The sequence below is a fragment of the Agromyces excoecariae genome, from assembly GCF_051715505.1.
GTDB lineage: Bacteria > Actinomycetota > Actinomycetes > Actinomycetales > Microbacteriaceae > Agromyces.
In genome coordinates this window covers 41,906-66,267 of the sequence record NZ_JBPSLA010000014.1, presented here as the reverse complement: position 1 = coordinate 66,267, position 24,362 = coordinate 41,906, and the positions used below count along the sequence as shown (strand labels likewise).

Genomic DNA, 24,362 nt, shown 5'->3' with positions numbered 1-24,362 from the left:
ACTTTCTCACCAGGTGGCTGGCAACTCGGGCGCCTGGGCGCCGGACGGAACGGTCCGATACTTCTTCAGCACCTGGCTCATCACCTGTTGGAAGACGGGAGCCGATGCGGCGGACGAGTTCATCTTAACGGGGTTCATGATGCTGACCGAAACGACGAACTCCGGATCGTCCACCGGCGCGAAGCCCGAGACCGAGACGAGGTAGCCCGACTGGTACCCTCCGTTCCCGTCGGGAACCTGCGCCGTTCCGGTCTTCGCGGCGACGCGGTAGCCGGGGATCTCCCACTGGTCGGCGAGCCATCCGTGGAGGTACACCTGCTCGAGCATCTGGCTCGTCTGGTCGGCGGCCTTCTCGGACACCACGCGTCGGCCCGCGTCGGAGGGCACCTCGGTCACGCTGCCATCGGACTGGCGGCATCCCTCGACGAGCGTCACGGGCTTCCGCACGCCCCCGTTCGCGAGTGCCTGGTAGGCGCTCGTGATCTGGATCGCCGTGGTCGTCAACCCCTGGCCGAACATCGTCGCGTACTTCGTCTGGTTGTCCCAGTTCTCCGGTCCGCCGTGCAGGTCGCCGGGCTCCTCGCCGGCGAAGCCGACCTCCGACTCCGACCCGAGGCCGAAGTCGAGCATGTCCTGGTAGCGCTGCTCGTCGCTGACCTGCTCCCCGAACATCGACATCGCCGTGTTCGAGGAGTCGATGAGCATCCCCGTCATCGTGTAGTTCGTCGGTCCGTGGTAGTGGCTGTCGTTGATGTCGGCGCCGTTCGGCGGGAGGTAGCGGTAGTCGGCGGTCACGCCGCTCGTCGGCGATCCCTTGTCGGCGTCGATGACCGATGCGGAGGTCAGGGCCTTGAACGTCGAGCCTGGCTCGAACGGCGCCGAGAACGCCCGCGAACCGCGGTCGGCGGCGTCGACCGCGCTGGGCGAGTTCGGATCGACCGTGGGCACGTCGGCGACCGCCAGCAACCTGCCCGTCTTCGCCTCCATCACCGTGACGGTGGCCCAGTCGGCCTCGGTCTCCGCGACCCGCGCCGCGGCGACGCGCTGCACGAAGTACTGCAGATCGGCATCGATCGTGAGCTGGAGGTCGCCGCCGTCGTGGGAGGTCTTGTTCACGACCTCCGAGCCGGGGATCGCGACCCAGTCCTTCAGGCTGTGCAGCCAGGTCATCTCGCCGTCCTCGCTCGCGAGGCAGGCATCCTCCGAGTACTCGAGGCCGGCGCCCGCCTCCCCCTCGTCGGTGACGAACCCGAGGAGGTTTCCCGCGACCGCACCGTTCGGGTACCGGCGGCCCGGAACCTCCTCGGAGTAGACGAACGGGATGCGCAGTGCCTTGACCCGTTCGTAGACGTCGGTGTCGACCCGCTTGGCGATGTACGAGAAGTCGGCCCCCGGGTCCTTGGCGAGCTCGCTCTCGATCTGCGTGCGAAGCTCGGCCGCTGGTCGGCCGAGCACGTCGCCGAGTTCGCCGAGCGCATCGTCGAGGGTCACGTCGACCGCCTCGTCGCCGGCGCCCCGCTCGAAGGACTCCGTGGCCATCGCCTGCTTCGGCGAGAGGGTGATGTTGTAGCGCATCACGCTCTCCGCGAGCACGGTCCCGTTGGTGTCGACGATCGCGCCTCGCTCACCGTAGATCACGCGCGTCTCGGACCGCACGTCCTGCGAGGCCTCGTTCAGCTCGGCCGCCCGAACCACCTGGATGTCGACGAGCCGGACCACGAACCATCCGACGACGAGCACGAGGGCCAGCGCTGCGGCCACGATGCGGCGCATCGGGTGGCGGCTCACTCGGTTCATCGGCTGGTTCGCTCCGTCCGGCTTCCGGTCGTGGTCGTGCGGGTCGAGCGCGTCAGTGCGTCGCCGGGGTGGGCAGGCCGCCCGAGAGCGCCGGCGGAGCCGCGGGTGCGCCGTCCGCAGGCGTCGCGGGCTTGCCCTCCCCGCCCCTCGCAGTCTCCACCTCGTCGTGCTCGGTCACGAGCGGCACGCCGTCGATCAGGGCATTCGGGACGAGCGCGGCCGACGACGAGGCGGCTCCGGCCGCCGCGGTGGGGTCTCCGAGCACGGCGCCGTCCGACAGCCGCAGGTAGACCGGTGCAGCGTTCGGCACCATGCCGAGCGCCTCCGCGTTCGCGGCGAGGAACTGCGGCGACTCCAGTCGATCGAGATCGTCGGACAGCTTCTGCTGCTCGCGCTGCAGCTCCGCCTGGCGGAGGAGCTGGGCGTCCATCTCGTACGCGCCCTGCGTCATGGCGATCGAGAGGAGCAGCTGGACGACCGCGATCACTCCGATGGAGGCGAGTGCCACGACGGCGTAGGCGAGTCGTGGCCGCGCGCGGCTCGCACCCGGCTCGGGTGCCGGTCGGAGCCGGGGCGCTGCGGTCGGCGCCCACCGCCTGGCGGGTCGCGTCTGGGCCGGCACTGCGCTCACGACGGCCTCCTCACTCGTTCTGCGGCGCGCAGTCGCACCGGCTTCGCACGCGGGTTCTCCGCCTGCTCGGAATCGCTCGCGAGCTCGGCGCCGCGCACGAGGAGCCGGAATTGCGGGCGATGCTCCGGAAGTTCCATCGGCAGCCCCGCGGGAGCCGTGGAGGTGGATGCCGCGGCGAGGACGCGCTTGACCAGGCGGTCCTCCAGCGACTGGTAGGACAGCACCACGATGCGGCCTCCCACGGCGACGAGGTCGAGTGCGGCGGGCAGTGCACGCTCGAGCACCGAGAGTTCCTCGTTGACCTCGATGCGCAGCGCCTGGAAGACGCGCTTGGCCGGATGCCCCGCGCGCTGCACGGCGGCGGGCGTCGCGTCGTGCAGGACCTCGACCAGCCGACCCGACCGGGTGATCGGCGACTCGGCGCGCGCTCGCACGATCGCGCGGGCGTACCGCGCAGCGAGCTTCTCCTCGCCGTAGTCGCGGAAGATCCGGCGGAGCTCGTCCTCCGAGTACTCGGCGATGACGTCCGCGGCGGTCCGGCCGCCCGTGGAGTCCATGCGCATGTCGAGCGGCGCGTCCTTCGCATACGCGAATCCACGTTCCGCGCGATCGAGCTGGAGCGAGGAGACTCCGAGGTCGAACAGGATCGCGTCGACCTCCGTGAATCCCTCGCCGTGCACGGCTTCGGCGATGCCGTCGTAGACGGTGTGCACGAAGCGCGCCCGGTCGCCGAACTTCGCCAACCGCTCGGCCGCGATCGTGAGGGCGTCGGTGTCGCGGTCGAGGCCGATGGCGGTCGCGGTCGGGAACCGCTCCAGTACGGCCCCCGTGTGTCCGCCCATGCCGAGCGTCGCATCGACGTACACGGCGCCCTCGCGTTCGAGTGCCGGCGCGAGGAGCTCGAGCGTTCGCTCGAGCATCACCGGGGTGTGGATCCGTTCGATGTCCATGAATCTCCCTCCTTCCGGGCCTCCGGGTCCCGATCCCCATCCGTTCGTCCTGCTGCGGGGAAGTGCAGCAGGCTCGCACGGCTGGGAGTCGGGGCCCGGGGACTCAGAAGAGTCCGGGGATCACCTCCTCCGCCGTCTCCGCGAAGGCCGCCTCCTGCTCGGCGAGGTACGTCTGCCACGCCGTCGCATCCCAGATCTCCACCCGGCTCCCCGCTCCGATGACCGTGAGGTCGCGGTCGAGGCCCGCGTACGTGCGGAGGTTCGCCGGGATGGTGACCCGATGCTGCTTGTCGGGGGTCTCCGCAGAGGCCCCGGAGAGGAAGACGCGCATGTAGTCGCGCGCCTGCTTGCTCGTGACGGGGGCTTGGCGGATCTTCTCGCTCATGTCCTCGAACTCCCGGGCGCTGAACACGTAGATGCAGCGCTCCTGACCTCGTGTGAGCACGAGGCCGTTCGACAACTCATCCCGGAACTTCGCCGGAAGAATGACGCGACCCTTCTCGTCGAGCTTCGGTTCGTAGCTTCCGAGGAACATCCCGTCACCCCCATCCTCCGGCCAGGAACCAGGTGCGGTCCCCACTTTACTCCACTACCCTCCACCGAACAATGACATTGCCCCGTTTTCGCGTGTTCGAACTCAGTGGAGGCCCGGATTCTCAGGCTTCTCGCAGGTGGAGGGAAGTGGATGGTCGTCCTCGATCCGAGGCCGGGATGAGGCGGTGCGATCGGGCCACCGACCGCCTCCCATGGGCGACATCCGCAGCCGAACCCCCCACGGGCGGATGGCCCGAGACGACGTGGGGGGAAGTGGAGGCCGCGGATCGGCCGCGGTGGAGCGGAATCAGCACGGCACCCCGACGGGATGCCGCCCTTTCCCTCGCACACGAAAAGACGGGCTGATCCGAGATCAGCCCGTCGATCGGTTCAGTCAGCCGACCACGACGGTCAGTCGCGGCCCTCCTGTCGGCGATCCCATCGCTCGTTCAATCGATCCATGAACCCGGCCTGCGGCCTGGCGGGCTTCGCCGATGCGCCGGGGCCGGCGCCGGGGACGGAGGGCGTCGCGCTCCGACGCTTGGACGGCGTGATGGCGATCAGTACGCCGATGAACATCACTGCGAACCCGAGCACGCCGACGACGGTGAGCTGCGAGGCGACGCCTCCGATCAGTGCGCCGGCTCCGGCGACGGCCAGGAGTACGCCGAGCACGATCGCTCGATAGTTGGGGCGGCCTCTGCCTCCACCGCCGACGGTCGCGACGAAGTCGGCGTCGTTCTTGTAGAGGTTCCGCTCCATCTCCTCGAGAAGGCGTTGCTCCTGCTCCGAAAGCGGCATCTCATTCCCCTCAGTTCTCGGGACCGACGCTTCGTGACGCCATTCTAGTCCTCTGCGGCCTCGCTAGGCTAGGCAGGTGGCCCATGCTCCCCGACTCGTCGATGCGGTGAACGAACGCCTCGAGGAGTTCCTCGCCGACCGTGCAACCATTCTCCGCTCCATCGCCGACGACCTCGACCCGCTGGCCGCATTCTCGAAGCGGTTTCTCAGCGGAGGCAAGCGCTTCCGGGCCCAGTTCTGCAGCCTGGGGTTCGATGCCGTCCGCGGTACCGATCGCGGCGACGGAGGTCCCGCAGCGTCGGCCGAGCGATACGCCGTGGTCTCGGCGTCGGCGGCCCTCGAGGTCTTCCATGCCGCGGCGCTCGTGCACGACGACCTGATCGACAACTCCGATACACGCCGAGGGGCCCCGGCGGCCCACCGCGTCTACGAGGCGCAGCACCTCGACGGGGGCTGGGCGGGCGACGCCGAGGAATACGGCCGGGCGACCGCGATCCTGCTCGGCGACCTGCTGCTGGGCTGGAGCGACGAACTCCTCGACGAGGGGCTCGCAGCGCTGCACGACCCGTCGGCATCGCGCGAGAGCCGCCTCGAGTTCAATCGGATGCGCACGGAGGTCACCGTCGGCCAGTACCTCGACATCCTCGAGGAGCGAGCCTGGCTCACCCGCCCCGAGGAGGAGCAGCGCGCCCGCGCCGAGCGCGTCGTCGTCCACAAGTCGGCGCGGTACAGCATCGAGGCCCCGCTCGCGATCGGCGGCGCCATCGCCGGCGGCTCGACGCGGCAGCTCGAGGCGCTGCGCGCGTTCGGGCTCCCGCTCGGCATCGCGTTCCAGCTCCGGGACGACCTGCTCGGGGTCTACGGCGACCCTGCCGTCACTGGGAAGCCGGCCGGCGATGACCTCCGCGAGGGCAAGCGCACCGTGCTCGTCGCGGTCGCCCGCGAGCGACTCGCCTCCGGCCAGCGGCGGCTGCTCGACGAACTTCTCGGCGATCCCGATCTCGACGCCGAGCAGATCCGCGTGCTGCAGGGAACGATCCGCGACTGCGGCGCCGTCGACGTGGTCGAGGCCGAGATCGCGGCGAACACCGATCGCGCGCTGGCCGCGCTCGACTCGGGCGACCTCGATCCGCGGGCGACGCGAGACCTCGCCGGCCTCGCGCACGCCGTCACGCGACGCGAGAGCTGACGCGCCCGGTCGCTCAGGCGAGCGCCTGTGCGATCCGGCGCACCTCGGCCTTGCGACCGGCTCGCAGCGCCGCGATGGGCGTCGTCCCGAGGCTGTCCTCCTCGGCGAGGAACCACTCCAGCGCCTCGGCGTCGGAGAAGCCGGCGTCGGCGAGGACGATCGCGGTCCCGTGGAGTTCGGGCAGCGGAGCGTCGTCGCGGAGGAACGCGGCCGGCACCTTGAGCACGCCGTCGACCCGGGCACCGAGCAGGTGGCGGTCGTCGATGAGGCGCCGGATCCGTCCGGGGCTCTGCCCCATCAGTTCGACCAGCTCGGGTATGGTCAGCCACTCGGTCTGCTCGACGTCGGTCACCACTCCAGCCTGCCACGACCGGGCCCCGGTCGGAACCGGGTCGGCCCCGCGCGGCGCGACTCGCGACGATGAGTTTGACTCGCCATCGCCGCCGTGAGACCGTGACGGCATCCGCTCGCAGGCGGAGGGGGAACATGAGGCAGCACCGGGACGACATGCCCGCGGGGGGCGAACCGGGTCCGGATGATCGGACCCGGATGGTCCGGCGCGTCGGCGTCCGCCGCCTCCTCACGGTCCCCGTCGCCGTCGTCGGCGCCGTGGCCGTCACCCTCGGGATCGTGCAGCCCGCCGAGGCGGCACCGCAGCAGGTGAAGCGTCAACCCAGGGCGAAGGAGACCCGCGGAGCGCCGACGCCGCCTCACGCGGCTCCGGCGTCGGCGGTCCCGAGCGAGGTGGTCGTCGTCCAGGGCGACACGGTGAGCGCGATCGCCGAGCGGTTCGGACTGTCCACCGCCGAGGTGCTCGCCGAGAACGGCCTCAGCTGGTCCAGCCTGATCTTCCCCGGCCAGCGACTCGCGCTGCCCGGCGGGGCTCCGAACTTCGCGACCGAGTCGGACTCCGGGATCGCCCGGCACATCGTCGCGCCGGGCGACACGATGATCGCCATCGCGGCCGAGTACGGCCTCGACGTCGACGTCGTGCTCAGCGCGAACGGCCTCGGCCGGACGAGCCTGATCTTCCCGGGGCAGGCGATCACGATCCCCGCGGACGGCCGGGCGGTGTCCGTCGACGCACCGGCCGAGCAGGCCGCATCCGAGGTGCGCGTCGACGAGGTGCACGTCGTCGAGACCGGCGACACGCTCATCGGCATCGGGGAGCGCTACGCCGTGAGCCTCGACCGGCTGCTCGAGCTCAACGGGATCGAGGTCGAGGGCGTGATCGTCCCCGGCCAGCGGGTCGTCGTGCGAGCCGCGCCCGTCGACGCGTCGAGCGTCGCCGCGCTCGACGTGCGCCTCGACGACGAGATGCGCGCGAACGCCCGGATCGTCGTCGAGGTCGGCCGGTCGCTCGGCGTCCCCGACCGTGGCATCGTCGTGGCGCTGGCCGCCGCCGCGCAGGAGTCGGGGCTGCGGAACGTCCGCCATGGCGACCGCGACTCGCTCGGGCTCTTCCAGCAGCGGCCGAGCGAGGGCTGGGGCACCCCGGACCAGGTCCTCGACCCCGTGCGGGCCGCCACGGCCTTCTACGGCGGGCCGACGACGCCGAACGAGGGCCGGACCCCGGGACTCCTCGACATCCCGGGCTGGGCGGAGATGTCGGTGACGGATGCCGCGCAGGCCGTCCAGCGCAGCGCTCACCCGAAGCTCTACGCCAAGTGGGAGGCATCCGCCCGCCGCTGGCTGGACGAACTCGGCTGAACGGAGGACGGCGTCCGTTCGTCACGATGCCGTTTCGTTTCCGCAGGGGCCCGGCGTTTGTTCACCGAACGGCATATGCCACTTCGTACACTCGTACGGTGACCACCGCGCCGCCCGCCGACCCGATGATCGGCCGTCTCGTCGACGGCCGGTATCAGGTGCGCTCGCGCATCGCGCGGGGCGGAATGGCGACCGTCTACCTGGCCACCGACCTCCGCCTCGAGCGTCGGGTCGCGATCAAGATCATGCACGGCCACCTGGCCGACGACAACACGTTCAAGACGCGTTTCGTGCAGGAGGCGCGCTCGGCCGCCCGCCTCGCGCATCCGAACGTGGTCAACGTGTTCGACCAGGGACAGGACGCCGACATGGCGTACCTCGTCATGGAGTACCTGCCCGGCATCACGCTGCGCGACCTGCTGAAGGACTACAAGCGGCTCACGCCCGAGCAGACCGTCGACATCCTCGACGCCGTGCTCTCCGGGCTCGCCGCGGCGCACAAGGCCGGCATCGTGCATCGCGACCTGAAGCCCGAGAACGTGCTGCTGGCCGATGACGGCCGCATCAAGCTCGGCGACTTCGGCCTGGCCCGCGCCGCGAGCGCGAACACCGCGACCGGGCAGGCGCTGCTCGGGACCATCGCCTACCTCTCCCCCGAACTCGTGACACGCGGCGTCGCCGACGCTCGGAGCGACATCTACGCGCTCGGCATCATGGCGTACGAGATGCTGACGGGCGAGCAGCCCTACGTCGGCGAGGCACCGATGCAGATCGCGTACCAGCACGCCAACGAGTCGGTGCCCGCGCCGAGCACCCGTGCGCCGTCGGTGCCGCCCGAGCTCGATGCGATCGTGCTCTGGGCGACCTCGCGCGACCCCGACCAGCGACCGGCGGATGCCCGCATCATGCTCGACCGCCTGCGCGAGATCGAGCCGGCGCTCCGCCCGACCGTGCAGCACACGGCGATGCACGACACCCTCGTCATCGGGCGCGGCACCGATGCGCCCACGGCCGAGACGCGCGTGATCACGTCGGTCGGCACGGCGATCGCGACGGGCGACGATGACGACGACGCGGCCGTGCTCGAACGGACCGCGGCGCGACGCCGGAACCGGGGCTATTGGATCCTCGCCCTCGTGCTGCTGCTGACCGGTCTCTCGGTCGGCACCGGATGGTACTTCGGCGCCGGCCCGGGTGCCCTCGCGAGCGTTCCCGACACCGCGGCCATGCTCCCCCAGAACGCCACGCAGGCGCTGGAGGATGCGGGCTTCGCCGTCGAACCCGCCGAGCGGAACGACCCCGTCGTGCCGGTCGGACAGGTCATCGGCACCGACCCACCGGCGGGCGACCTGGCACGCCGGGGGTCCACCGTGAGGATGTTCGTGTCCACCGGCCCGCAGATCCTCGCGGTTCCCGACGTCATCGGGCAGCCCGAGGACGCCGCTCGGGGGCTGCTCGCCGACTTCACCGTCGCCGGAGAGAGCGCGAAGCAGTTCTCGGCCGACGTCGAATCGGGCCTCGTCCTCGCGGTGCTCGACGCCGACGGCGCGCCCGTCGGCGCGGAGTACGCGGAGCTCGGCGCGCTCTCGCTCGTCGTGTCCGTCGGCCCCGTGCCCCCGGTCGAGGGGCTCGCCGTCGGCGACGCGCAGTCGCGCCTCGAGGGCGCCGGGCTCACCGTCGAGTTCGCGGACGCGGTGTTCTCGAACGACGTGGCCGTCGACGTGGTCATCACGGCGGAGTGGCTCGACGATCCGATGAACCCCGGCGACGTGGTGCGCCTCACCCTGTCGAAGGGCCCCGACCTCGTGGAGGTCCCGAACGTCGTCACCGGCCAGACCGTCGCGGAGGCACGCGCGCAGCTCGAGGAGGCCGGCTTCACGGTGGCCTCGAACGTGCCCGGATTCCTCGAGGGCGCGGTCGTGGCATCCGTACAGGACCCGGCCGCGGGCACGTCGGTCGCACGCGGGTCCGAGGTGACCGTCAACTTCCAGCCGTAGTCCGCCTGGCAGACGCCGACGGGCGGCCGCGGCATCCGTCTGCCACGACCGCCCGTCGGACGGCGCCGGCGCTCAGCGCGCGGCGAGTTCCTCGGCCACGAGGAAGGCGAGCTCGAGCGACTGCATGTGGTTCAGTCGCGGGTCGCAGAGCGACTCGTACCGCGTCGCCAACGTGTCCTCGTCGATGTGCTCGGAACCGCCGAGGCACTCGGTGACGTCGTCGCCGGTGAGCTCGACGTGGATGCCGCCGGGGTGCGTGCCCGCGGCACGGTGCGCCTCGAAGAAGCCCTTGACCTCGTCGACGACGTCGTCGAACCGACGCGTCTTGTAGCCCGTGGGCGTCGTGATGCCGTTTCCGTGCATCGGGTCGGTCACCCACAGCGGGTTGGCGTCGCTCCGCTTGATCGCATCGAGGAGCGGCGGCAGCGAGTCGCGGATCTTGCCCGCCCCCATGCGGGTGATGAACGTGAGGCGGCCGGGTTCGCGGTTCGGATCGAGCTTCTCGACGAGCTCGAGCATGACCTCGGGCGTCGTCGACGGGCCGAGCTTCACGCCGATCGGGTTCCGGACGCGCGAGAGGAAGTCGACGTGCGCGCCGTCGAGCTCGCGCGTGCGCTCGCCGATCCAGATGAAGTGCGCGGACGTGTTGTACGGCGTACCCGTGCGCGAGTCGATGCGCGTCATCGGGCGCTCGTAGTCCATGAGCAGGCCCTCGTGGCCCGTGTAGAACTCGGTGCGACGGAGCTCGTCGAAGTCGGCGCCGCAGGCGTCCATGAACTTCACGGCGCGATCGATCTCACGGGCGAGCTTCTCGTACCGGACGTTGGCCGGGTTCGCCGCGAAGCCCTGGTTCCAGGCGTGCACCTGGCGCAGGTCGGCGAAGCCGCCCTGCGTGAAGGCACGGATGAGGTTCAGCGTCGAGGCCGCCATGTGGTAGCCCTGCAGCAGCCGCGACGGATCGGCCGCGCGCGACTCGGGCGTGAAGTCGTACCCGTTGACGATGTCGCCGCGGTAGGCGGGCAGCGTGATGCCGCCGCGCGTCTCGGTGTCGCTCGAGCGGGGCTTGGCGAACTGCCCGGCCATCCGCCCCATCTTGACCACGGGCATCGATGCGCCGTAGGTGAGCACGACCGCCATCTGCAGGACGGTCTTCACCCGGTTGCGGATCTGGTCGGCCGTGGCACCGGCGAAGGTCTCGGCACAGTCGCCGCCCTGGAGGAGGAACGCCTCGCCTCGTGCCGCGGCGGCGAGACGGTCGCGGAGCATGTCGACCTCACCGGCGAAGACGAGCGGCGGGAGGGTGGCCAGTTCGGCGGATGCCGCGTGCGCGGCCTCCGCATCGGGCCAACCGGGCTGCTGCTTGATGGGGAGCGTGCGCCAATAGTCGAGGCCGGCAATCACGGAGGGATCTGCATTCACGACCGGCTCGACGAGCTGTACCACTGGAGTGTCCTGAGGGGTTCGGGCGCACACGGCGCGGAAACGAGACCGGCGCCGCACGTCGCGACGCCGTGACTCCAGCCTACCGTGGGGCGGCGGCTCGTTACCTCGGCGAGCTCTGGGCGGCGCGCTGCTCGCGGAGCGTGCTCGCGTAGACGTCGACGTACTCCTGGTCGCTGAGGCTCCGCAGGTCGTACACGAGCTCGTCGGTGACCGAGCGGAGCACGAAGCGGTCGCCCTCCATGCCGTGGAAACGCGAGAAGTCGAGCGGCTCGCCGAAGACGATGCCCACCCGCCGCACCTTCGGCAGTCGCGTGCCGATCGGCATGATCTCGGCCGTTCCGATCATCGCCACCGGGACGACGGGGACGCCGGCCTCGAGCACCATGCGAGCGACGCCCGTGCGCCCGCGGTAGAGCTTGCCGTCGGGACTGCGGGTGCCCTCGGGGTAGATGCCGAGGATCCGTCCCTCGCCGAGGACGCGCAGGCCCGTGTTGAGGGAGGCCTCGGAGGCCTTGCCGCCGGAGCGGTCGATGGGCAGCTGACCCGCGGCCTGGAAGAACACCCGCGTCGCCCAGCCCTTGAGCCCCTTGCCGGTGAAGTACTCGCTCTTGGCGAGGAAGACGACCGGGCGGTCGACAACGAGCGGCAGGAAGATCGAGTCGATGAACGAGAGGTGGTTGGAGGCGAGGATGACGGGGCCCTCCTTGGGGACCCGTTCGAGTCCGACGACCCACGGGCGGAAGATCGAGAGGAGCAGCGGCCCCACCACGATGTGCTTCATGATCCAGTAGAACACCCTGGTCCTCCGTCTCGTCCCGCTGCCCGGCAAGCCTAGCGCCGCTGGCGTCAGGCGTGCTCCTCGACCCAGACGCGCGCGAGGTCGGCCGCGCCGACGACGCCGGCGTCGTTGACCAGCTCGGCGATCACGAAGTCGGGCTCGGGGTGGTAGCCACGCGCAGGGAGGTGCTCGAGGTAGGCCTCGCGGATGGGCGCCAGCAGCAGCTCTCCCGCGACTGCGACGCCGCCGCCGAAGACGAAGCGCTGCGGGTCGAGCACCGCCGACAGGCTCGCCGACGCTTCGCCGAGCCACCGTCCGAGCTGGCGGAGTGCGGCGACCGCGCCGGGATCCTCCACCGCGATGAGGCCGCCCACGATCGTGCCGTCGAGCGCGCCGTGCTGCTCCCGTGCGCGAGCGAGATTCTGGCCGATCCCACCGGCGTCGGCGATCTCGTTCGCCATCCGCAGGAGGGCCCGACCGGAGCCGTACTGCTCGAGGCACCCGTGCTGGCCGCACCCGCAGGCCACGCCGTTCGGGACGAGTCGCAGGTGCCCGAGCTCGGCGCCCGCCCCGAACCCGCCTCGGAACAGTCGATCGCCAGCCACGATCGCGCCGCCGACGCCCGTGCCGATCGTCAGCATGACCATGTCGCTGACCATCCGGCCGGCACCGAAGCGGAACTCGGCCCAGCCTGCGGCGTTCGCGTCGTTCTCGACCACGACGTTGCCGCCGACGCGCGCCTCGAGCTTCTCCCGGAACGGCTCGTTGCGCCAGTCGATGTTCGGCGCGTAGTAGACGGTCGACTGCGCGGCGTCGATGAAGCCCGCGGCGGCGACGCCGACCGCGTCGATGCGTTCGCCACCGGCGAGCTCGCCGATCATCGCGACGACCGAATCCTCGAGGGCGGCGGTGTCCACGGGCGTCGGCACCCTGGCCGAGCGGACGATGACTCCGAGCTCGTCGACCACGGCGCCCGCGATCTTGGTGCCGCCGATGTCGATGCCGATCGCGTGCACGTCGAACGCCTTTCGCCTGGGGTGGGTGGGTATGAGGAGCCGGTCCGGCCGGCGCCGCACCGACTAGAGTGTAGTCAACCCCACTGCCGTGGTCGTGCGACCCCGTACCCGTGCGACCCTCCCGGTGCCGAAGGAGCTACCGTGATCGAGTTCACCACCGCGCCCCTGGTCCCCGCCGACCCCGACGCGAACACCACAGACCTGCTGGTCGAACGGGTCAAGGCGACGCCCGATTCGGTGCTCTTCTCCCTGCCGACCGCCGGCGGCGGGTGGAGCCCGGTCACGACCCGCGAGTTCCACGAACAGGTCGTCCGACTCGCGAAGGGCCTCGTCGCAGCGGGCATCCAGCCCGGCGACAAGATCGGGCTCATGAGCAAGACCCGGTACGAGTGGACCCTCATCGACTTCGCCGCATGGTTCGCGGGCGCCATCCTCGTCCCCGTGTACGAGACGAGCTCTCCCGCCCAGGTCCGCTGGAACCTCAGCGACTCCGGTGCGATCGCCGTCATCCTCGAGACGGCCGACCACTTCGCCCGGTTCGACGAGGTGCACCCCGACCTCCCGGGCATCCGCAACGTCTGGCAGATCGACCTCGGCGACCTCGACAAGCTCGCCGCCTCCGGCACCGAGGTCCCCGACGACGAGATCGAGCGACGCCGTAACCTCGCGGTCGGCTCCGACATCGCCACGCTCATCTACACGTCGGGTTCGACCGGCAAGCCCAAGGGCTGCGTCCTCACGCACGCGAACTTCGTCGAGCTCTGCCGCAACTCGGCGGTGGCCCTCGATGAGGTCGTGCTCGACCCCAACGGCGCCTCGACCCTGCTCTTCATCACCACGGCGCACATCTTCGCCCGGTTCATCTCGGTGCTCTGCGTGCATGCAGGCGTCCGCGTCGGCCACCAGCCCGACACCAAGCAGCTCCTGCCCTCGCTCGCCAGCTTCAAGCCGACCTTCCTCCTCGCCGTCCCGCGGGTGTTCGAGAAGGTCTACAACGTGTCCGAGCAGAAGGCAGAGGCCGGCGGCAAGGGAAAGATCTTCCACGCCGCCGCCGAGACCGCGGTCGCGTACTCCACGGCGAAGGAGGCGGGCGGCAAGATCCCGCTCGGCCTCAAGCTCAGGTTCGCGCTGTTCGATCGCCTCGTCTACTCCAAGCTGCGGGCGGCGATGGGCGGCAACGTCAAGTACGCGGTCTCCGGGTCCGCGCCGCTCGGCCCCCGGCTCGGCCACTTCAACCACGCGCTCGGCATCACGATCCTCGAGGGCTACGGCCTCACCGAGACCACCGCGCCCGCGACCGTGAACCTCGCCCACAGGTCCAAGATCGGCACCGTCGGCCCGGCACTCCCCGGTGTCGCAGTGCGGCTCGCAGACGACGGCGAGATCCAGGTCAAGGGCGTCAACGTCTTCAAGGAGTACTGGAAGAACCCCGAGGCGACGGCGGCGACCTTCGACGGCGAGTGGTTCAAGACCGGTGACATCGGCGAGTTCGACGCCGACGGCTTCCTCACGATCACGGGCCGGAAGAAGGAGATCATCGTCACGGCCGGTGGCAAGAACGTCGCCCCCGCGGCGCTCGAGGACCCGATCCGCGCGAACCCGCTGGTGGGGCAGGTCGTCGTCGTCGGCGACCAGAAGCCGTTCATCTCCGCGCTCGTCACGCTCGACCCCGAGATGCTCCCCGTCTGGCTGAACAACCATGGCGAGGACGCCGGGATGAGCGTCGACGAGGCTGCGACCAACCCGGCGGTGCTCGCCGAGGTGCAGCGCGCGATCGACGCCGCGAACGAGAACGTCTCGCGTGCCGAGTCGATCCGCAAGTTCGCGATCCTGCCGATCGAGTTCACCGAGGACAGCGGTCACCTGACGCCGAAGATGAGCATCAAGCGGAACGTCATCCTCGACGACTTCTCGGCGGAGATCGAGGGGCTCTACTCGGGCGCTCCCGCGACCGAGGGACACTCGATCATCAGCTGAACCAAGCGTCGACCGGATGCCCCGCGGCCCGCGCCGCGGGGCATCCGTCGTCGGTCACCAGTGCATCGAAGGTGACGTGCGGCCGGCGCGCGCGGGTCAGAACCAGTCGGATTCGCGCACGGCGCGCATCGCCGCCCGGCGTTCGTCCTTCTGGAGTCGGTCGAGGTAGAGCACTCCGTCGAGGTGGTCGGTCTCGTGCTGGAGCGCCTGCGCCATGAGGCCCTCCCCGGCGAGTTCGATCTCGTTGCCGTCCAGGTCGATGCCGCGAACGCGGGCGAACGGATGCCGCGGCGTCTTGTGCCAGAGTCCGGGGACCGAGAGGCAGCCCTCGTCCACGAGCTCGGGGTCGCCCTCGACCTCGACGAGGACCGGGTTGATGATGTACCCGACCTCCCCGTCGACGTTGTAGCTGAACACCCGCAGGTTCACGCCGATCTGGGGTGCCGCGACGCCGGCGCGCCCGGGCAGCCGGACGCTGTCGACGAGGTCTTCGACGAGGGATCGCACGCGGTCGTCGACGAGGTCGACGGGGCTCGAGACGGTCTTCAGGACAGGGTCGCCGAACAGGCGAATCGGACGTTCCGGCAATGGTGCTCCGTGTTCAGTGCCCGCGTTCGACGGGCAGGCCTTCCACCACGAGGGCGGCGAGTTCGCGGGCCGAGTGCTGGGTCACCGGACGAAGGTCGCTCCAGTTCACCACCGACCCCGCTGCGAGCTGCGGGTCGTACGGGATCCGCACGATCTCGCGCACTCGAGACTGGAAATGGGCCTCGATCTCGTCGACCTTGACGAGATGCGTGCCCTGCGTGGCCAGGTTGATCGCGACGACGGCGTTGCGGACGAGCTCGCCGTACCCGTTCGCCTCGAGCCAGGTGAGCGTCTCGCTGGCCAGGCGCGCCTCGTCGACGCTGCCGCCCGAGACGATCACGATGGAGTCCGCGCGCTGCAGCGTCGCGCGCATCACCGAGTGGACGATCCCCGTGCCGCAGTCGGTGAGCACGAGCGAGTAATAGCGTGCCGCGAGTCCGGCGACGACGTTGTAGTCGTTGTCGTCGAACGCCTCGGAGAGCGTCGGATCGGTGTCGGAGGCGAGGATGTCGAGCCGTGTCCCATCGCGCGAGACGAACCGCGAGAAATCGGTGTAGCCGCCGATCGAGGACGCCTTCGCCACGACGTCGCGCACCGTCTCCCGCGTCTGCCGATCGACCCGCTCTGCGAGCGTCCCCCGGTCGGGGTTCGCGTCGATCGCGATGATCCGGTCGTCGCGCGCATCGGCGAGGGCCATGCCGAGCAACGCCGTCACCGTCGTCTTGCCGACACCGCCCTTGCGCGTCAGGACCGGGACGAAGCGCGCCCCACCCTCGAATCGACGGCGGATGCGCTCGCTCATCTCCTTGTGCGCCCGGACCTTCGCCGAGTCCCCGAGGTTGACGAGGTGGAAGGTCGCTTCGTAGAGGAGGCGGTTCATGCCGCCGTGGGGGGCGGGTCGCGTCGTTCGGTTGACGTCGATCAGGCGATCCGCCGTCAGCGACTCGGCGGTCTCGGGCATCTCGGCGGGCACGACCGCCGACTCGCCGTCCGCGACGATCGCCACATGCGAGCTAGTGTCGGTCGTCACCCGCTCACGACGAAGCCGTGCACCGTCGGCGGCGAGGAGCGCTCCGTACGGCGACGCGTCGTGCCGCCCGGCCGAACGGTACGCGGCGCCAGCCAGGGCGGGCACCACGTCGACGGAGGTGGTACCGGTCGTGACCGCGGTCAGGTCGCCGGGGTCGACCGCGACATCGTCGATGGCCACGGCGACCTCGTCGTCGGGCATGACCCGAGCCGGCGCCGGCGGGAGGTCGACGCGGACGTCGACCTCGTCTGCGGCATGCGCCCCGCTCGACCGTGCGCGGTCGGCGGTGGTGCGGGAGACTGGCCGGCGGGTGCCGCGGGTCGGATCGTCATCGTGCTCTGCCACCGATTCCCCTCCTCATCAGTGCGGAACAGTCCCGAGTCTAACCCGGGCGCACGACGACGAGCAGATCACCCGCCTCCACCTGCTGGGTCTTCGGGATGGCGACCCGCTCGACGACCCCGGCGACGGGCGACGTGATCGCGGCCTCCATCTTCATCGCCTCGATGGATGCCACGGCCTGGCCCGCCTCGATCTCGGCACCGGCCTCGACCTGCAGGGTCACCACGCCGGAGAACGGCGCCGCGATGTGACCCGGCTGCGAGGCATCCGCCTTCTCAGCGGCCCGCGACTCGACGGTGATGCTGCGGTAACGCACGAACACCGGCCGGAGCTGGCCGTTCAGGATCGTCATGACGGTGCGCATGCCCTTGTCGTCGGCCTCGCCGATGGCCTCGAGGCCCGCGTAGAGTCGGACGCCACGGTCGATCTCGACGACGTGCTCCGAGCCGGGCCGGAGTCCGTAGAGGTAGTCCGCCGTGTCGATGACGGAGAGGTCGCCGAACAGCTCCCGGATCTGCTCGAACTGGCGCGTCGGTGCCGGGAACAGCAGCGAGTTGAGCAGTGCCTGCCGTTCTACCCCGGGCTCGGAGAGCCCGCGACGCTGCGCGTGGGTCAGCTCGGTGACGCCGATGCGGACGTCGCGGCCCGCGAGGACCTTCGTGCGGAACGGCTCGGGCCATCCACCCGGCAGGTCGCCGAGCTCGCCGGCCATGAAGCCGATGACCGAGTCGGGCACGTCGTACTTCTCGGGGTTCTCGGCGAAGTCCGCCGGGTCGGCCTTGACCGCCGCGAGGTGCAGCGCGAGATCGCCGACGACCTTCGAAGATGGCGTCACCTTCGGCACCCGACCGAGGATCTCGTTGGCCGCGGCGTACATGTCCTCGATGAGCTCGAAGTCGTCGGCGAGTCCCAGGGCGATCGCCTGCTGGCGGAGGTTCGACAGCTGGCCGCCGGGGATCTCGTGGTGGTAGACGCGACCGGTGGGTCCGGGCAGGCCCGACTCGAACGGACGGTAGATCCGCCGCACGGCCTCCCAGTACGGCTCGAGGTCGGACACCGCGTCGAGCGCGATCCCGGTGTCGCGGTCGGTGTGTGCGAGTGCGGCGACGAGTGCGGACGCCGAGGGCTGGCTGGTGGTGCCCGCCATCGGCGCGCTTGCGACGTCGACCGCATCCACGCCGGCGCGACTGGCCGCCAGCAGCGTCGCGAGCTGACCGCCCGCGGTGTCGTGCGTGTGCAGGTGCACCGGCAGGTCGAACCGCTCGCGGAGCGCCGCGACGAGCTTCTCGGCCGCGGCCGGGCGGAGCAGGCCGGCCATGTCCTTGATCGCGAGCACGTGGGCCCCGGCGTCGACGATCTCGTCGGCGAGGCGGAGGTAGTAGTCGAGCGTGTAGAGGTCCTCGGCCGGGTCGAGCAGGTCGCCGGTGTAGCAGAGCGCGACCTCGGCGATCGGGGTGCCGGCCGCGAGGACGGCCTCGATCGCCGGGCGCATCTGGGCGATGTCGTTCAGCGCGTCGAAGATGCGGAAGATGTCGACGCCCGTCGCCGCCGCCTCCTGGACGAACGCGTCCGTGACCTCGGTCGGGTACGGCGTGTAACCGACGGTGTTGCGCCCTCGCAGGAGCATCTGGATGTTGATGTTCGGCAGTGCCTCGCGCAGCGCGGCGAGCCGCTCCCACGGGTCCTCGCCGAGGAAGCGCAGGGCGACGTCGTACGTCGCACCGCCCCAGGCCTCGACCGACAGCAGCTGCGGTGTCATGCGAGCGACGTACGGCGCGACTGCGACCAGGTCCTTCGTGCGGACGCGCGTGGCGAGGAGCGACTGGTGGGCGTCGCGGAAGGTCGTCTCGGTGACGGCGAGCGGCGTCTGGGCGCGGAGCGCCGCCGCGAACCCCGTCGGTCCGAGCTCGAGCAGTCGCTGACGCGAGCCGGCGGGTGCCGGCGCCGACAGGTCGATCTCGGGCAGCTTCTCGGCCGGTGAGACGGCCGTCGGGGCGGCGCCGTTCGGCTGGTTCACCGTGACATCGGCCAGCCAGTTCAGGATCTTCGTCCCACGGTCCTTCGAGACGCGCCCGCGGACGAGCTGAGGCCGCTCGTCGATGAATGAGGTGCTGAGGTCGCCGCTCATGAAGTGCGGGTCGTCCATGACCGCCTGCAGGAACGGGATGTTGGTGGACACGCCGCGGATCCGGAACTCTGCGAGGGCGCGCTTCGTGCGCGTGACCGCCTGCTGGTAGTCGCGCCCGCGGCAGATGAGCTTGGCGAGCATCGAGTCGAAGTGCGGGCTGATCTGCGCACCCGGGTTCACAGTGCCGCCGTCGAGTCGGATGCCCGCGCCGCCGGGCGAGCGGTAGGTCGTGATCTTCCCCGTGTCAGGGCGGAAGTTCGCGGTCGGGTCCTCCGTCGTGATGCGGCACTGCAGGGCCGCGCCGCGCAGGTGGATGCGATCCTGCGTCAGGCCGAGGTCCTCGAGCCGCTCCCCCGCCGCGATGCGCATCTGCGCGACGACGAGGTCGACATCGGTGACCTCCTCGGTCACGGTGTGCTCCACCTGGATACGCGGGTTCATCTCGATGAAGACGTGCTGCCCCGCTCGATCTCCCGCGGTGTCGAGCAGGAACTCGACCGTCCCGGCGTTGACGTACCCGATCGACTTGGCGAACGCGACCGCATCGCGGTAGAGCGCCTGGCGGATGTCGTCGGACAGGTTCGGCGCCGGTGCGATCTCGACGACCTTCTGGTGGCGCCGCTGGACCGAGCAGTCGCGCTCGAAGAGGTGCACGGTCTCGCCGGTGGCATCCGCCAGCACCTGCACCTCGATGTGACGGGGACGGAGGACGGCCTGCTCGAGGAACATGGTCGGGTCGCCGAAGGCGCTGTCGGCCTCGCGCATCGCCTCCTCGAGGGAACGGCGCAGGTCCTCCTTGCGGTCCACCCGGCGCATGCCGCGGCCGCCGCCGCCGGCGACGGCCTTCGCGAAGATGGGGAAGCCGATGTCGTCGGCCTGGGCCAGGAGCGCCTCGACGTCCGTCGACGGTTCGGTCGACTTCAGCACCGGGACGCCCGCGGCGATCGCCTGCTGCTTCGCGGTCACCTTGTTGCCCGCCATCTCGAGCACGCGCGTGGGCGGCCCGATGAAGGTGATGCCGGCGTCGGCCGCGGCCTGCGCCAGCTCGGGGTTCTCCGACAGGAAGCCGTAGCCCGGGTAGATCGCGTCGGCCCCGGATTCCTTCGCGACGCGGATGATCTCCGACACGTCGAGGTAGGCGCGAACCGGATGCCCCTGCTCGCCGATCTGGTACGCCTCGTCGGCCTTCAGCCGGTGGAGCGAGTTGCGGTCTTCATAGGGAAAGACGGCGACGGTCTTCGCACCGAGCTCGACGGCGGCTCGGAACGCGCGGATGGCGATCTCACCGCGATTGGCGACCAGGATCTTCGAGAACATGCAGGCCTTTCCGATGGGGGTCTTCCGCTCAGCGAACATTTAGGTATCGCTCTGCGAGTAACGGTAACGTATTCGCTCGTGCACGTTCTCTCGGTCAGTTCACTGAAGGGCGGGGTCGGCAAGACCACCGTCACCCTCGGGCTGGCGTCGGCTGCCTTCGCGCGAGGCGTGCGAACACTGGTGGTCGACCTGGACCCGCAGTCCGACGTCTCGACGGGGATGGACATCCAGGTGTCCGGTCATCTCAACGTCGCCGACGTCCTGGCATCGCCGAAGGAGAAGATCGTCCGCTCGGCGATCGCTCCGAGCGGGTGGACGAGGTCCAACCCGCAGTCGACCATCGACGTGATGATCGGGAGTCCGTCTGCGATCAACTACGACGGACCGCACCCGTCGATCCGCGACATCTGGAAGCTCGAGGAGGCGCTCGCCAACGTCGAGTCCGACTACGAGCTGGTCCTCATCGACTGCGCGCCGTCGCTGAACGCGCTGACCCGCACCGCCTGGGCTGCGAGCGACCGCGTCGCGGTGGTGACCGAGCCGGGCCTGTTCTCCGTCGCGGCGGCCGATCGCGCGCTCCGCGCCATCGAGGAGATCCGGCGCGGGCTCTCACCGCGGCTGCAGCCGCTCGGCATCATCGTGAACCGGGCGCGAGTGCAGTCGCTCGAGCACCAGTTCCGCATCAAGGAGCTGCGCGACATGTTCGGCCCGCTCGTCCTCAGCCCGCAGCTGCCCGAGCGCACCTCGCTGCAGCAGGCGCAGGGCGCGGCCAAGCCGCTGCACATGTGGCCGGGCGAGAGCGCGGAGGAGATGTCGAGCCACTTCGACCAGCTGCTCGAGCGCGTGCTGCGCGCGGCTCGGATCGGCGACTACGGTCCCGCCGGCGCCGCGCAGATGGAGCTCGACGCGCCGAAGCGCTGAGCCTCGCAGGCGACGTCACATGGCGTCATGCGCAGCTCGAGGGACTCCGTCGAGGACTCGGGAGCGGGTGCGTCGCGCGTTGAACGGGTCGCTTCTCAGGAGATCCGGCGTGATGCGCGCGCCCGGCGCGCGGCGAGTTCGTCGACGTGGTCGGACGACTGCGTATCGAGTTCCACGAGCGTCGATTCGACCTCCCGCAGCACCTTGCCGACCGCGATGCCGAACACGCCCTGCCCACGGTTCACGAGGTCGATGACCTCATCGTCAGAGGTGCACAGGTAGACGCTCGCGCCGTCGCTCATGAGGGTCGTCTGGGCGAGGTCGTCGATTCCCGCCTCGCGCAGCTGGGTCACGGCGACCCGGATCTGCTGCAGCGAGATCCCCGTGTCGAGCAGTCGCTTCACCAGCTTGAGCACGAGGATGTCGCGGAAGCCGTACAACCGCTGGGAACCTGAGCCCGCTGCGCCGCGCACGGTGGGTTCGACCAACTGCGTGCGAGCCCAGTAGTCGAGCTGACGGTAGCTGATGCCCGCGGCCCGGGCGGCGACCGCCCCGCGATACCCGGCAGCGTCGTCGTGCTCCGGAAGGCCGTCGGTGAAGAGCAGTCCGAGGTCGTAGCGTGTTCGTTCGCTCCGATCGAGCTCGCTCATCCGATCGCCCCTCTACTCTCGTCGTCGCCGCGGCGGCGCGGACTCAACGCTACCCACGCCGACCACCGGAGTCGAGGACATCGGGCCGAACGTCACGGCGTGTCGTCCGGTCAGTGCGCGTGGCGGTCGAGCGTGTCGCGAAGCACTGCGGCGTGCACGACGGCGAGCCGATCGCCCAGTTCCCTGGCGCGCTCGGCACTCCGGGCCCGACCGGCCGGGTCCGAACGCCGCTCGGGGGCGATCGCGCGCTCGACGAGCTCGACCTGGCGCTCCACCGACGCCCTCAGCCCGCGAAGGTGACGCGGCTCGATCCCGCTGGCGCGCAACGCCGCCAACGCGGCCAGCAGGTCCCGCGTCTCCGTGCCGTAGACCTCTGCGGGACGGATGAGCGAGGCGCCGATGGCCTCATCGAGCAACGCCGCGCCCGCACCGGCGGCACGAAGCAGCTCCTCACGGGAGTACCGGGTCGCCGTCGCACGGAACGCCGCCGCATCGACGACACCCGGCAACGCGGGGGTGCGGCCCGCGTCGATCTCGTCCAGGTGGGCCCTGATGACCTTCAACGGCAGGTAGTGGTCGCGCTGCATCGAGAGCACGACCGTGATCCGCTCGATGTCGGAGGGCGAGAACTTGCGGTATCCCGCCGCAGTGCGCGCAGGCGCCACCAGGCCCTGTTCCTCGAGGAAGCGCAGCTTCGACGGCGTCAGTTCCGGGAACTCCGGTTGGAGCTTCGCCAGGACCTGGCCGATGCCGAGCAGCGGCGGGGCGTGAGCCGGACGCCGCGCCGCGGCGCCCTCGCTCACCCGGTGCCCGTCGGGGCGAGGTCGTGTCGTGATGCGTAGAACGTGAGGCGGTACTTGCCGATCTGGACCTCGGCGCCGTCGCTGAGCAGCGCCGTCTCGATCCGGATGCCGTCGAAGTAGGTGCCGTTCAGCGAGTTGAGGTCGCGGACTTCGAACGCGGTGCCGTGGCGCACGAACTCGGCGTGCTTCCGTGAGACCGTGACGTCGTCGAGGAAGATGTCGGCGTCGGGGTGCCGGCCGACCGAGGTCACCTCGGTGTCGAGGAGAAACCGGGCGCCGACGTTCGGACCGCGGCGCACGATGAGCAACGCGGACGCCGACGGCAATGCCGCGATCGCCTCCTGCTCGGCCGCGCTCACGTCGGCGTCGAGTGCGCTCAATTGCGCCGCAGCCTCGCGGCTGAACCCCATCGTCGTGTCGTTCGGCTGGTCGACGCGATGCGCCGACGTCTCAGCCGCCGGCTCGCGCTCCTCGCCGTTCGCGCCGGTCTGGGTCATGTCGGAATCCGCCACCGCTAACCTCCCGGCTCAAGCGTATCGGATGCCGGTGGCCCGGAGGCACGCGTCTCGCGGACGACACGCGCGGTCTCGATCGCGTAGATGACGCCGGCCCACCAGTAGAGGAACGCGCCCCAGATCGTGATGGCCCATCCCAAGGGTTCGCTGATCGGCAGGAGGACCGGGAAGGCCAGCCCGAGCATGATGACGGGGATGCCGGTGAAGAGCGCGAAGGTCGCCGCCTTGCCGAGCTGGTGGACGGGCAGCGGCCCGTACCCGTGGTTGGCGAGCACGACTCCGAGGACCAGCAGGAAGACGTCGCGGGCGACGATGACGACGACGATCCACCACGGGACCAGGTCGTTCGCGGCCAGGCCGATGAGCGCGGCGAAGATGTAGAGGCGGTCGGCGGCGGGGTCGAGGAGCTGTCCGAGCCGGGTGACCTGGTCGAGCCGGCGGGCGAGGAACCCGTCGAGCAGGTCGCTGAGGCTCGCCACGACGAGCACCACGAGTGCCGGGATGTACTCGCCGAGGATCACGAGGACGAGGAAGACCGGAACGAGCAGGAGCCGGAGCATGCTCAGCAGGTTGGGCAGCGTCCAGATCCGATCCGACACCCCCGTGCTCTTCTCGGCCACGTCTCGATCCTATCGAGCGGAGGCGTCCTGCAGCCGGGCACGCAACGCGGGCCATGCCTCCGCGAATCGAGGATGCAGCGGGAGCCCCTCGACCGCCCCGAGCGCCGTCCAACGAAGCGCGATGCTCTCGGGGTCGGCCAGGTGGGGCTCGAACCGCTCCGCGGCGTCGGCCACGACCGTCGTGTACGACCAGAACCCGAGGTCGAGCACGCTCTCGAACCGTGCGGTCGCGATGCCCTCGGGCATCCCGGTCTCCTCGGTCGCCTCGCGAACGGCGGCGTCGAGAGCGGATTCGCCGCGATGGCGCGCTCCACCGGGAATCCCCCACGTGCCGCCGAAGTGGCTCCACGCCGCCCGGTGCTGCAGCAGGATCGACCCGCTCGGTTCGACGAGCAGCAGGCCGGCCGCACCGTACCGACCCCAGTACCGGGCGCCGCCGGGGCCTTCGGCCCAGCCGTCCCCGCTCTCGCCAGTCACCCGTCAAGCATGACGCACGATCCGCCCTGCGCGACATCCGTCGGCCGCCGCGCGGTCCCGGTCCAACTTTCGGTTGTTCCGCCGCGGTGGGGCCCGCTGCTAGCTTCGGGGACACGAACCCCGGTTCGTCGCATCGCCCAACGGACGA

The 24,362-nt window shown here is 70.4% G+C and carries 22 protein-coding genes; 5 read left to right on the top strand and 17 right to left on the bottom strand.

All coding sequences use genetic code 11. The features are described 5' to 3' along the window. Positions 1-6 precede the first annotated feature (6 nt). The 5 genes from ACSJD1_RS13710 to ACSJD1_RS13690 form a co-directional block, all read right to left on the bottom strand. A complete protein-coding gene (locus ACSJD1_RS13710) occupies positions 7-1,797 on the bottom strand; it encodes a peptidoglycan D,D-transpeptidase FtsI family protein (RefSeq protein WP_438855846.1) in 1,791 nt (596 codons plus the stop codon). Positions 1,798-1,849: 52 nt separating this feature from the next. Further along, positions 1,850-2,428 carry a hypothetical protein gene (locus ACSJD1_RS13705; RefSeq protein WP_438855845.1) on the bottom strand — a complete coding sequence of 193 codons (579 nt, stop codon included), beginning with the start codon at positions 2,426-2,428 and terminating at the stop codon, positions 1,850-1,852. Continuing rightward, complete coding sequence (rsmH, locus tag ACSJD1_RS13700) at positions 2,425-3,378, bottom strand: 16S rRNA (cytosine(1402)-N(4))-methyltransferase RsmH (RefSeq protein WP_438855844.1); 954 nt, start codon at positions 3,376-3,378, stop codon at positions 2,425-2,427. The genes ACSJD1_RS13705 and rsmH overlap by 4 nt, the downstream gene beginning before the upstream one ends. A gap of 103 nt (positions 3,379-3,481) precedes the next feature. Beyond that, the gene (gene mraZ / locus ACSJD1_RS13695) at positions 3,482-3,913 is read right to left on the bottom strand and encodes a division/cell wall cluster transcriptional repressor MraZ (RefSeq protein WP_438855843.1); all 432 of its coding nucleotides are present in this window, start codon (positions 3,911-3,913) and stop codon (positions 3,482-3,484) included. 410 nt (positions 3,914-4,323) lie between these two features. After that, positions 4,324-4,713 (bottom strand): DUF3040 domain-containing protein, encoded by a 390-nt coding sequence (locus ACSJD1_RS13690; protein ID WP_438855842.1) that lies wholly within the window; start codon positions 4,711-4,713, stop codon positions 4,324-4,326. A 76-nt stretch (positions 4,714-4,789) separates the two neighbouring features. On the opposite strand from ACSJD1_RS13690, the gene ACSJD1_RS13685 reads away from it, so the two are divergent. Beyond that, the gene (locus ACSJD1_RS13685; protein WP_438855841.1) at positions 4,790-5,902 is read left to right on the top strand and encodes a polyprenyl synthetase family protein; all 1,113 of its coding nucleotides are present in this window, start codon (positions 4,790-4,792) and stop codon (positions 5,900-5,902) included. A gap of 13 nt (positions 5,903-5,915) precedes the next feature. On the opposite strand, the gene ACSJD1_RS13680 is transcribed toward ACSJD1_RS13685, so the two are convergent. Further along, positions 5,916-6,254, bottom strand: coding sequence for an Rv2175c family DNA-binding protein (locus ACSJD1_RS13680; RefSeq protein ID WP_438855840.1), 339 nt, complete (start codon positions 6,252-6,254; stop codon positions 5,916-5,918). Between the two features lie 197 nt (positions 6,255-6,451). Between ACSJD1_RS13680 and ACSJD1_RS13675 the strand changes: the two genes are divergently transcribed. Both ACSJD1_RS13675 and pknB read left to right on the top strand, forming a co-directional pair. Then, positions 6,452-7,612 carry a LysM peptidoglycan-binding domain-containing protein gene (locus tag ACSJD1_RS13675; protein WP_438855839.1) on the top strand — a complete coding sequence of 387 codons (1,161 nt, stop codon included), beginning with the start codon at positions 6,452-6,454 and terminating at the stop codon, positions 7,610-7,612. Between the two features lie 125 nt (positions 7,613-7,737). Then, on the top strand, positions 7,738-9,609 hold the full coding sequence (gene pknB / locus ACSJD1_RS13670; RefSeq protein WP_438856039.1) for a Stk1 family PASTA domain-containing Ser/Thr kinase: 1,872 nt from the start codon (positions 7,738-7,740) through the stop codon (positions 9,607-9,609). Positions 9,610-9,681: 72 nt separating this feature from the next. On the opposite strand, the gene ACSJD1_RS13665 is transcribed toward pknB, so the two are convergent. From ACSJD1_RS13665 to ACSJD1_RS13655, 3 genes are all read right to left on the bottom strand, one after another. Next, positions 9,682-11,010, bottom strand: a complete 1,329-nt coding sequence (locus ACSJD1_RS13665; RefSeq protein ID WP_438855838.1) for a class II 3-deoxy-7-phosphoheptulonate synthase — start codon at positions 11,008-11,010, stop codon at positions 9,682-9,684. A 142-nt stretch (positions 11,011-11,152) separates the two neighbouring features. Further along, positions 11,153-11,848, bottom strand: coding sequence for a lysophospholipid acyltransferase family protein (locus ACSJD1_RS13660; RefSeq protein WP_438855837.1), 696 nt, complete (start codon positions 11,846-11,848; stop codon positions 11,153-11,155). Between the two features lie 50 nt (positions 11,849-11,898). Next, positions 11,899-12,846: an ROK family glucokinase gene (locus ACSJD1_RS13655; protein ID WP_438855836.1), complete on the bottom strand. Its 948-nt coding sequence runs from the start codon at positions 12,844-12,846 to the stop codon at positions 11,899-11,901. A 141-nt stretch (positions 12,847-12,987) separates the two neighbouring features. Between ACSJD1_RS13655 and ACSJD1_RS13650 the strand changes: the two genes are divergently transcribed. Further along, positions 12,988-14,823 carry an AMP-dependent synthetase/ligase gene (locus ACSJD1_RS13650; protein ID WP_438855835.1) on the top strand — a complete coding sequence of 612 codons (1,836 nt, stop codon included), beginning with the start codon at positions 12,988-12,990 and terminating at the stop codon, positions 14,821-14,823. 96 nt (positions 14,824-14,919) lie between these two features. Here ACSJD1_RS13650 and def read toward each other — a convergent pair whose 3' ends face one another. From def to ACSJD1_RS13635, 3 genes are read right to left on the bottom strand one after another with little or no spacing between them, the layout of a single operon-like run. Beyond that, complete coding sequence (gene def / locus ACSJD1_RS13645; RefSeq protein ID WP_438855834.1) at positions 14,920-15,411, bottom strand: peptide deformylase; 492 nt, start codon at positions 15,409-15,411, stop codon at positions 14,920-14,922. Between the two features lie 13 nt (positions 15,412-15,424). Beyond that, a complete protein-coding gene (locus tag ACSJD1_RS13640) occupies positions 15,425-16,786 on the bottom strand; it encodes a MinD/ParA family ATP-binding protein (RefSeq protein WP_438855833.1) in 1,362 nt (453 codons plus the stop codon). 37 nt (positions 16,787-16,823) lie between these two features. After that, positions 16,824-20,228 carry a pyruvate carboxylase gene (locus ACSJD1_RS13635; protein WP_438856038.1) on the bottom strand — a complete coding sequence of 1,135 codons (3,405 nt, stop codon included), beginning with the start codon at positions 20,226-20,228 and terminating at the stop codon, positions 16,824-16,826. Positions 20,229-20,306: 78 nt separating this feature from the next. Here ACSJD1_RS13635 and ACSJD1_RS13630 point away from each other — a divergent pair, with 78 nt between their 5' ends. Next, positions 20,307-21,149, top strand: coding sequence for a ParA family protein (locus tag ACSJD1_RS13630; RefSeq protein WP_438855832.1), 843 nt, complete (start codon positions 20,307-20,309; stop codon positions 21,147-21,149). A gap of 95 nt (positions 21,150-21,244) precedes the next feature. Here ACSJD1_RS13630 and ACSJD1_RS13625 read toward each other — a convergent pair whose 3' ends face one another. The 5 genes from ACSJD1_RS13625 to ACSJD1_RS13605 all read right to left on the bottom strand — a co-directional run bounded on the left by ACSJD1_RS13625 (position 21,245) and on the right by ACSJD1_RS13605 (position 24,214). Beyond that, positions 21,245-21,799: a MerR family transcriptional regulator gene (locus tag ACSJD1_RS13625; protein WP_438855831.1), complete on the bottom strand. Its 555-nt coding sequence runs from the start codon at positions 21,797-21,799 to the stop codon at positions 21,245-21,247. Between the two features lie 110 nt (positions 21,800-21,909). Then, positions 21,910-22,602: a transcriptional regulator FtsR gene (ftsR, locus tag ACSJD1_RS13620; RefSeq protein WP_438855830.1), complete on the bottom strand. Its 693-nt coding sequence runs from the start codon at positions 22,600-22,602 to the stop codon at positions 21,910-21,912. After that, positions 22,599-23,099 (bottom strand): FHA domain-containing protein, encoded by a 501-nt coding sequence (locus ACSJD1_RS13615; protein WP_438855829.1) that lies wholly within the window; start codon positions 23,097-23,099, stop codon positions 22,599-22,601. Before ACSJD1_RS13615 ends, ftsR begins: the two co-directional genes overlap by 4 nt. A gap of 17 nt (positions 23,100-23,116) precedes the next feature. Then, complete coding sequence (locus ACSJD1_RS13610; RefSeq protein WP_438855828.1) at positions 23,117-23,737, bottom strand: CDP-alcohol phosphatidyltransferase family protein; 621 nt, start codon at positions 23,735-23,737, stop codon at positions 23,117-23,119. A 9-nt stretch (positions 23,738-23,746) separates the two neighbouring features. Next, a complete protein-coding gene (locus tag ACSJD1_RS13605) occupies positions 23,747-24,214 on the bottom strand; it encodes an NUDIX domain-containing protein (RefSeq protein WP_438855827.1) in 468 nt (155 codons plus the stop codon). Positions 24,215-24,362 lie beyond the last annotated feature (148 nt).

Coding starts and splice junctions, on each gene's coding strand:
- ACSJD1_RS13710 (WP_438855846.1), bottom strand. CDS start 1,797: ATGAACCGAGTGAGCCGCCACCCGATGCGCCGCATCGTGGCCGCAGCG.
- rsmH (WP_438855844.1), bottom strand. CDS start 3,378: ATGGACATCGAACGGATCCACACCCCGGTGATGCTCGAGCGAACGCTC.
- mraZ (WP_438855843.1), bottom strand. CDS start 3,913: ATGTTCCTCGGAAGCTACGAACCGAAGCTCGACGAGAAGGGTCGCGTC.
- ACSJD1_RS13690 (WP_438855842.1), bottom strand. CDS start 4,713: ATGCCGCTTTCGGAGCAGGAGCAACGCCTTCTCGAGGAGATGGAGCGG.
- ACSJD1_RS13675 (WP_438855839.1), top strand. CDS start 6,452: ATGGTCCGGCGCGTCGGCGTCCGCCGCCTCCTCACGGTCCCCGTCGCC.
- pknB (WP_438856039.1), top strand. CDS start 7,738: ATGATCGGCCGTCTCGTCGACGGCCGGTATCAGGTGCGCTCGCGCATC.
- ACSJD1_RS13635 (WP_438856038.1), bottom strand. CDS start 20,228: ATGTTCTCGAAGATCCTGGTCGCCAATCGCGGTGAGATCGCCATCCGC.
- ACSJD1_RS13625 (WP_438855831.1), bottom strand. CDS start 21,799: ATGAGCGAGCTCGATCGGAGCGAACGAACACGCTACGACCTCGGACTG.
- ACSJD1_RS13615 (WP_438855829.1), bottom strand. CDS start 23,099: ATGACCCAGACCGGCGCGAACGGCGAGGAGCGCGAGCCGGCGGCTGAG.